The following is a 2,414-nucleotide window of genomic DNA, read 5'->3' on the forward strand; positions in this document are numbered from 1 at the left end:
CAGCAAACCCTAAGTAAATTTTACAGTCATAACTAATATCACTATTGACAGTTCGCTTTTCAAACCGAAATTCTCAGATGCAAGGTGGGATTGGAAAGTATAAAAAAGCAACTGATTTGGGAGTAGACAGCGACATCATACACTACGACAAATTATAAATTTATTTAAAGAATCTCAACATTATCTAAAAATATAGGAATCCATTTGGGTTTCTGTAGCTTGCGTGGCGTAGCCATATTTACTCGTAGAGGTAGGGAACAGCTTCAGCTATCTGTCATCCCCAAAATTCACAATTTTGATGGTACACCCTTTAAAAGCCTTGCACCTGCTTTCGGGTTTATCAGCCTCAAACCTTCGATTTATCTGGGTTTTATATTTATTCAGCCAGCCCTAATTACTTTTTGAAGATATAAATCTATTTGTAAAAAATACTTTATATGTGAAGTGAAAACTACTCGTTCAGTTAGACTCTAAAATATAGAACGCAAGCAATTATTTTTTTATGAATACTATTTCTACAGTTGAATTCAAGCGGCCAACTTGGCAAACAGCTATCATCTTTGCCTTGGGTTTTTGGTTGAGTGCTAGTCTGGTTTTAGACTGGGTAATTATGCCTAGCCTTTATCTTTCTGGGATGATGAATCAAGCTGATTTTACGACAGCAGGCTATGTGATTTTTTGGAATTTTAATCGCATGGAATTGTTATCTGCGGCTGTAGTCTTGACTGGCGTATTGGCTTTGAGCAAAAACAAATCTAGCTGGAATCCTCAAGTTATTACTTTTGCATTCATGCTGTTGGCTATTACTCTGCTGGATACATTTTTTCTAACTCCACAAATGTGCGCTGTAGGTACGCATCTAAATTTATTTGCCACAGATTCTGCAATTCCAAGCCAGATGAATTTACTACACAGCAGTTATTTTGTATTAGAAGCAGTCAAATTATTGGCAGGTGGAACACTTTTAAGCTGGTGCTGGAGAGAAAAGTTCTGAGTGTTGAGTCGAAACCCAGTTTTTTGAGATTATTCAGAATCGGGTGAGGCTTCATTGTTAAATAACAACAAACGTGCGGCGAGGATAGCAAAACCTACAGCCGCGATCGCCTTTAATAAACGGGTCGGTAATAATTCGGCAACAGCACCACCAGTCAATGCGCCCAAAAGACTGGTTAACAACAATGCACCAGCCGTGCCAAAAAATACAGCCCGCCGAGATTGAGAACGTCCTGAAAGTGCGATCGCAGCTAATTGGCTTTTGTCACCTAATTCTGACAGAAAAACTGTAATAAAGCTAAGTCCTAAAAGATGCCAGTCCATAAGTGTGGGGAGTAGGGAGTGTGAATTTCTAAACTACGAACTACGTAAAGCCTTCGGCATAGCTGCGCTTAGAGCGAAGCTCCTCTGAAAGAGGCATTACGAACTACGAACTACGAACTACGAATTAAAGATTACATCCCAAAACAACATCAAGGAAATGAACATTAACATCATTCCTGCTGATTTTTCTACAATTTTGGGACTGAGGCGATTAGCCATCCAACCACCCAGAAGCACACCTAACAGGCTGGTAGTAATTAGTGCCGCCCCAGATCCAATAAACACTACCCACGGTGCATGAGATTCTGCACTCATTAATAAGGTGGATAGCTGAGTTTTATCGCCTATTTCTGCGAGAAATATAGTAATGAAAGTGGTAGCAAAAATGGCCGCTACTGATTCCTGCTTTTTTTGACTATCGGTAACTACAGGCTGAAGCGGCTCGATGATTGCAACTGTTACATTAGATTCGTCACAGTCTTTTATTTTTAGTTGGTTTTTAGTCTCAGATGTGACAGAAACCGTTACAGGTACAGAGTCAAGATTCACAGGCAATAGCTCTAGTTGCTAAATGGCTTTCATATTTATCTCATTTTCTCAGATTGTGTCCATAAATTGCAACCCCATTGCTTAAAATGCTATGTGTAAGGACTCGTAAAGCCTGACGCTGAGAACGGTAGCGAGTGCCGAGTATAAAGCCAGTAGGGGCTGGTTGATTAAAATTATTATTGGTAATTGAGCATATCTGTCATAGCTTGCGTGGCGTAGCCATACCAGCCCCACATCAAGGTTTTGAGCTATCGCACACAAACTATCACCACCCTTGACGACTGAATATTAATAGCAGTATTACCAACTCAGAATAATCATCTGGACTAATGAAATCCACTTGTATATCTGACAAGAATGTATACTTCCTACAGAATTGCTATTATGGCATAGGATGAAAGAGAAGGTCAGGGAAAATGTAATTAAAAATCGCCCAAGTAGAGAATGCAACTATAACTGAAGCAACGGCAAGAACAGGCGCAGTGGAAAGATATTGAAGAAAATATTCTTTTTGCTGATTTGGTTTCGGCATATAATTATTTTTTATA

General features: G+C 39.4%; 4 protein-coding genes. 1 reads left to right on the plus strand and 3 read right to left on the minus strand.

Going from position 1 to position 2,414, the window contains the following annotated elements; translation table 11 throughout:
• Positions 1-502 precede the first annotated feature (502 nt).
• A complete protein-coding gene (locus VB654_RS12400; RefSeq protein WP_323214068.1) occupies positions 503-994 on the plus strand; it encodes a hypothetical protein in 492 nt (163 codons plus the stop codon).
• Between the two features lie 29 nt (positions 995-1,023).
• On the opposite strand, the gene VB654_RS12405 is transcribed toward VB654_RS12400, so the two are convergent.
• The 3 genes from VB654_RS12405 to VB654_RS12415 form a co-directional block, all read right to left on the minus strand.
• Positions 1,024-1,317, minus strand: a complete 294-nt coding sequence (locus VB654_RS12405) for a TMEM165/GDT1 family protein (protein ID WP_323214069.1) — start codon at positions 1,315-1,317, stop codon at positions 1,024-1,026.
• Positions 1,318-1,434: 117 nt separating this feature from the next.
• A complete protein-coding gene (locus tag VB654_RS12410) occupies positions 1,435-1,866 on the minus strand; it encodes a TMEM165/GDT1 family protein (protein ID WP_323214070.1) in 432 nt (143 codons plus the stop codon).
• Positions 1,867-2,248: 382 nt separating this feature from the next.
• On the minus strand, positions 2,249-2,398 hold the full coding sequence (locus VB654_RS12415; protein ID WP_323214073.1) for a PsaJ protein: 150 nt from the start codon (positions 2,396-2,398) through the stop codon (positions 2,249-2,251).
• Positions 2,399-2,414: the final 16 nt, after the last annotated feature.

Origin of the sequence: Nodularia sp. UHCC 0506, assembly GCF_034931045.1 — a bacterium.
Taxonomy (GTDB): Bacteria; Cyanobacteriota; Cyanobacteriia; order Cyanobacteriales; family Nostocaceae; genus Nodularia.